We start from the raw sequence: 5,856 nt of genomic DNA on the forward strand, positions 1-5,856 counted from the left end.
AGCCAATATTGCTCAAAAGACTACCGAGATTTAATCGCAGCTCATAATCTAAAACAAAGCATGAGTAGGAAGGGGAATTGTTGGGATAACGCCTGTGTTGAAAGCTTTTTCCACTCAATGAAAGTAGAAGCCGTCCAATACGAGCCGATAATGACCCGAGAAGAGATGCGCCAAGCGCTTTTTGAATACATTGAAGTTGATTATAATCGAACAAGAAGGCACAGTGCTCTTGGGTATCTAAGCCCAGTTAACTTTGAAAAACAATATGTCGCTTAATGCGGTGTCCAGTCTAACTGGAGCAGATCACAATAATAATTTGCAGTCTAGCCATGATCCTTCATCCCAAAAGGCTTACCGACTCGAATGAATTACCAAGCCATTGACAAACTCACCTGATTAAAGGCGATGTAGTTCAACCATTATATGCTCACCATCACGATGTAACTGAATCCAAGGCGAGGGTGAACTTGGAACATTCCAGAGGCTCACGTGTTCCGATGAATGGTGTGGCGCGTTGATAAATTCGACCAACTGCTTATCCACCCTATCCAAACCAACCCCTTCATTTCGAGCTTGTTCGAGTTGAGCAGTAACATCGAATGCATCTTCACCAATACGAATTGAGCTTAAAGCAAAGCCATCTTGACGAAGGTATGCCTGAAGCTTTGTGTAACTTAAGCTCGAATATGGCAAGTTAAAGCGAACCACCTCGACGCTTGAGCTTGCCAACTCCAGCTCAACATAAACATCCAAATCGTAATATTGGGTTAAGTCACTGCACAACAGAGAGCCCTCACTCTCGCCACAATCCATTAGGTCACTATCGTTAATATAGTGTTGAGTACTCGGTTGAGTGGGACTGCTATTGAAAACCGTTCTCAACCACCAGCTTTCGGTTGCTTGCACGGAAAACGAAATAGCATTCAGAGACAATAACAAAGGTGGGATTAAGACAAGAAGAGCTCTCATTAATTGTGCTTACCTCATGTGATACGAAGCGTCTATTATACTTGACCAATCCAAGAACAACTGTTCGAACTGCCTATTTTAGGAGAAATAAACGGTTGATTAAGCGATATTCTTGTCGCGTAGTATCAACAGCAGTGCTGACACACCGTCATATGCAATATCACACAATACATTCGATTAATATGTCATAATGTTGAAATTACGGGTTAATTTTCAAGGAATGTCATGACGGCAACGAACTATCTCAACCAATTGAATCAAAAGTATCTTGCGACTCATAAAGCAAAAGAGGACTTCTTTTGGGATACATATATGGGCATCAGTGACGACCACGCGGGTTCGACACTTGCGCAAACTCAGTGGACGGAATTTCTTAGCTCGGCTGAACAAATTGCTGCCATTGAAACGCAACTTGCGGCTATCGATGACATTCAAGATCCCCAACAAAAAGAGACTACACTAACCGGCTTAAATGGTTGGTTAGCGACCTTTAGAGCTCACGCTATTGAGTCGGAACAGTCACAGAAGCTTAAAGCCGAACTCATAAAGTTTGAGGCAGAACTGTTTGAGAAAAAACAGAATCATGTGATGACTTACATCAATGAAACCGGGGAAGAAATAGAAGGATCGCTTCCCGTATTAGGCTCAGCAATTAGAAGTAATAGTGATGAAAAAGTGAGGCTTTCAGCACACCAAGCACTATTAGATCTAGAACAATGGTTGTTAGTCAATGGCTTTATTGAGCTGATCAAAAAACGTAACCAATTTGCTCAATCTCTGGGTTTTAAAACCTTCTTTGATTACTCGGTGGTTAAAACCGAACAGATGACGACTGAGCAGCTGTTTACGATTCTTGACGACTTCGAAACCCGTACGCGCGCTAACCATCAAAAAAGTCTCAATACGTTAGCTGAACAAAAAGGTCAGAGCGCGCTCGAGGCTCATAACTTTACCTACTCTTTTGCAGGGAACGTTATGAATGAACTCGACCCTTATGTGCCATTTTCAAAGTCACTGAGACGCTGGATTGAATCTTTTGGACGCCTCAACATTGACTACTCTCAAGCAACACTCAAGCTCGACCTGCTCGATAGAAAAGGAAAATATCCAAACGGCTTCTGCCATGGTCCTATCCCTTCTTTCTACGATCAAGGTACTTGGGTAGCCGCTCAAGTGAACTTCACCAGTAACGCTAAGCCCGATCAAGTTGGCAGCGGTTATGATGGTATCAACACATTATTTCATGAGGGTGGTCACGCGGCACATTTTTCCAACGTTAAAATGAACGCACCCTGCTTCTCTCAAGAGTTTGCCCCAACCTCGATGGCCTATGCGGAAACCCAATCCATGTTCTGCGACAGCTTGTTAAATGACGCCGATTGGCTGAAACAATACGCGCTCAATGCCGATGAGCAGCCCGTGCCTGATGAGCTGATCAAAGCAATCATCGATAACAAACAACCCTTCAGAGCCTATCAAGAACGCAGCATTTTAGTGGTTCCGTATTTCGAGCGAGCACTTTACGAATTGGCGGATGAAGATCTGACACCTGAAAAGATCACTGCGCTTGCTCGCAATTGTGAGAAAACGATTCTTGGGTTGGCTTGTAGCCCCCGCCCATTAATGGCAATACCACACCTAATGTCCGATGAAGCGTCTTGTGCATACCAAGGTTACCTGCTGGCTCATATGGCGGTGTATCAAACTCGTGCGTATTTCACCGATAAGTTTGGCTATTTAACTGATAACCCAGAGATCGGCCCTTTATTGGCGAAGCACTATTGGCACAAAGGCAATAGTGTCAACCATAATGGAACCATCGAAAGCCTGACTGGAGAAGGGTTTAATGCCAAATACCTCGCTGACGAATGCAACCTGTCACCAGAAGAAGCTTGGGCAATAGAAGAACAAAAAATCAAACAGCTTTCGTTAAGAGAACGTGCTCCCGTCGCGGATTTGAATGCGAAGATATCGATCGTTGATGGGGCTACCGAGTTGACGAATAATGACAAATCAAATCATCAGATGTGTGATGAGTTTGAGAAATTCATTGTTGGGCAATACGGTCGATAGATTGAGTTTTAATGCTAATGAAAAAGGCAAAAATGAGTAGTGACATAACTCATTTTTGCCCCAAACCTTCACAGAAGCCGTAAACGGAACATCTGAGCAGTACACCAATAGACCAAGTTAATCTAATCCGTGCTTTGTTCTCTTATACGGAATTTTTTCGTAATTCGCCCCCACAACTATATGCCGATTCACATAACAGGTTGATACCAGTTGAGTTTCATAATAAATGGCAGCAACATAGACGAAATGCAAAGACGGAAAAAGCCCGTCTACAAAGCGTTAGGTTTCTTTGAGCCGCCCCGTTGAGGGTAGCTCATTAAAAATTAGACTGTTGCAGCGAGGTGATGTTCGAGCCTATCCAAGACTTTAGCATCCTCTAATAGGTCAAATTTTCGAGCGAAAAGGTTAGGGCTCGAAATTAAGTTAGAAATATCGGCCATTGTAAACGTCCTCGGTCTAAGCTTTATATCTCCATCTGGTACCCAATCGATAAGTCGCAAGTCATCTTGAATTATTTCACCATGACAATCGTTATTCATCATAACTGTTTGGAAAAATCCTTCATCAGCAATAAATGTATTTTTATAAAATTCTTTATAGGGCTGAGATGCATCCGTGTTACAAACAAAATCACAGAACTTTCGTGACACAATCATCCATTGGGTGCCAATAAATGGTGTTATCCCTGGCATGAATTTCCTGGCTATTTCAGGTCGATAAATATGCTCTTTATATTCAAAACATATATTTTGTATGCGATTCATCGTTTCAGGTCTAGCTGCATTTTGGTCTAGTGCTCGAATAAATTCTTTGTCTTTATTATTTGACAAAAACTCATGAATATATGGCTGAGTTTTCAATGGAAAATCTTGTCCACTTAGGTTTATAAAATGTGTCCAGCTTTTGTTCATGTTTAATAACTTAGCCATACCACGAAGTTCAATATTAACTAAGCTATACCCACCCCATAGCGCATTTTCTGATTCAAGAATTTCAGCATTTTGGTAATCATTTAGAAACAAAGTTATTTCATCTAAAATTTCTTTTCCAGAAGATTTGTCAACATGGATAACGTAATGATTATTTGGGTGGTATATGGCATGAAAGAGCCGTTTAAATTGATCTGGATAGCGGTGAACGAGAATAAGATAAGCAATCATTAGATCATTCCTTGAGAAATCTGGAATATTTATTTTCACGCTCCAGTTATCTCAGTTAGGGAATGTATGTTCTGAGTGGTAAGGCGTGTTCTTATCCATAGACTATATGGGGGCTCTTTCTTGATTAATCAATAGCAATAAAATATAAACCTAACAAACGCTTCAAGAGGGACAGCCAACGCGTGCCATTTTTACCATGCGTTGGTTTTTGTGGTTACGATGTTATGCGGAAAGTGAGTCGTAGCGTTGGCTGCCCCTTAAGCGGGCGTTAAGACTCGCTGTGATTTTTTGGCTATGTAGTTTGGTAATAGGCCACTTCAAGTTTGTCGCGCTTTGAAACTTAGGCGGTTATGTGGCTTAAACCATGTACGCTGCAAAAGCCAGTTTGGGCGTAATCCAACGTTTTGTGGCAACCGTTTTGAAGCGTAATTCTCGAACCGATGGTTTCTGTCTGCTCACAAACTCTCATCGTACACGTTGAGTGTGATTTTCCCGCAGTTCATTATTGAACGTGTGAGTTTTGTGGGCGGCTTTAATCTCTGTGCATATCGGGTTTTGTGGCTCACCGCTTCGTGGTTTTTCGTTTGAAATTGGTGTAATCGTTTAGCGGTGTTTTCAATATTGATCTGCACCAGATATACTGGACACTCACGTAAGAGGCTTTTACCATACTTTAAATAATTTATGCTTTGCTAAATTAGCACTTTCGCTAAAACAGTTTTGTCCAAAAATTAGTCAGCATGGATTTTTCGATAGGTTTAAGTTTAATCATTGCAACAATGATTGGTTGTCGACGGCAAGCTAAAATTGAATTTTTCGTTGATTTGGTATGAGCTTTGGTTGAATCCAAAAGATGTTAATTCGTGCTATTTGTCGCTCTGAAAGTGTCACAAACTTACTAGGAAGTCTGAAAACAATTGCCTTGATCAAGTGCCCGAAACCTTTGCTATGAGCGTCTGAGGCGTTCTGAGTGCTGTTTCTGACAACAAACTCGTGAATTTTACATAATAGGAATAATGACCACCGATTTTTGTAGGCTTGATGAGGTTTATCGCTTAACTGAATGCCTAGTTTGATTGGTGTATATCATAATTTCCAACCGACAAGTACCACAATACTTGGTAAGCTTGATATGCAACATTTGCATTACGTCAATAGTAAGAAATGATCGATAGATCAGGGGGCTACGGTTTTTTGTAAGATGCTCTAGCGTTCAGATTTAGAGGTTGATCTTAAAAGAGTCAAAGAATGAATAGCTTTATCCTCCGTTCAGTCTGTAGCCTAACAATTTAATAAATTTAGAGAATTTAATAGTGAAATTATTTAAAGCGGCACTTAAACCTAGCAAGATAATATCTGCATTACTTCTTTGTGGGTTTGTGTCTGCTACAGCTGGGTGTAAAAGCCTTGGCACTTATGTTGACAATGCTACATCAGAAGTTTTGATCCGCACCAGAAGTTTTGGACACCGAGTTAAGTGAGTACAATCACTAACGAGGTGAACAATGACAACTAAGAAAACACGAATCAAACATGCTCCTGAATTTAAAGCCGAAGCGCTTAAGTTAGCAGAGAAAGTCGGTGTCTCTGCTGCCGCACGACAGCTTTCGCTATATGAATCTCAAATTTATGGGTGGCGTAAAGCCGTCAAAAA

5 protein-coding genes are annotated in these 5,856 nt (G+C 41.2%); 3 read left to right on the forward strand and 2 right to left on the reverse strand.

The annotated features are described in order from the left end of the window. On the forward strand, positions 1-276 hold a 276-nt coding region (locus tag L4B77_RS19160), incomplete at its 5' end, for an IS3 family transposase (RefSeq protein ID WP_429752409.1). A gap of 120 nt (positions 277-396) precedes the next feature. Here the strand turns inward: L4B77_RS19160 and L4B77_RS19165 are convergent. Continuing rightward, positions 397-969 (reverse strand): hypothetical protein, encoded by a 573-nt coding sequence (locus tag L4B77_RS19165; RefSeq protein ID WP_372039621.1) that lies wholly within the window; start codon positions 967-969, stop codon positions 397-399. Between the two features lie 225 nt (positions 970-1,194). Here L4B77_RS19165 and L4B77_RS19170 point away from each other — a divergent pair, with 225 nt between their 5' ends. After that, positions 1,195-3,042, forward strand: a complete 1,848-nt coding sequence (locus L4B77_RS19170) for a M3 family metallopeptidase (RefSeq protein WP_429752411.1) — start codon at positions 1,195-1,197, stop codon at positions 3,040-3,042. 323 nt (positions 3,043-3,365) lie between these two features. Here L4B77_RS19170 and L4B77_RS19175 read toward each other — a convergent pair whose 3' ends face one another. Beyond that, positions 3,366-4,202 carry a beta-1,6-N-acetylglucosaminyltransferase gene (locus L4B77_RS19175; protein ID WP_429752413.1) on the reverse strand — a complete coding sequence of 279 codons (837 nt, stop codon included), beginning with the start codon at positions 4,200-4,202 and terminating at the stop codon, positions 3,366-3,368. 1,505 nt (positions 4,203-5,707) lie between these two features. Between L4B77_RS19175 and L4B77_RS19180 the strand changes: the two genes are divergently transcribed. Further along, positions 5,708-5,856: transposase (locus L4B77_RS19180; protein ID WP_429752415.1), on the forward strand; the 149-nt coding region annotated here is incomplete at its 3' end.

The organism is Vibrio minamisatsumaniensis, assembly GCF_050337445.1.
In the GTDB taxonomy this organism is placed as follows: domain Bacteria; phylum Pseudomonadota; class Gammaproteobacteria; order Enterobacterales; family Vibrionaceae; genus Vibrio; species Vibrio artabrorum.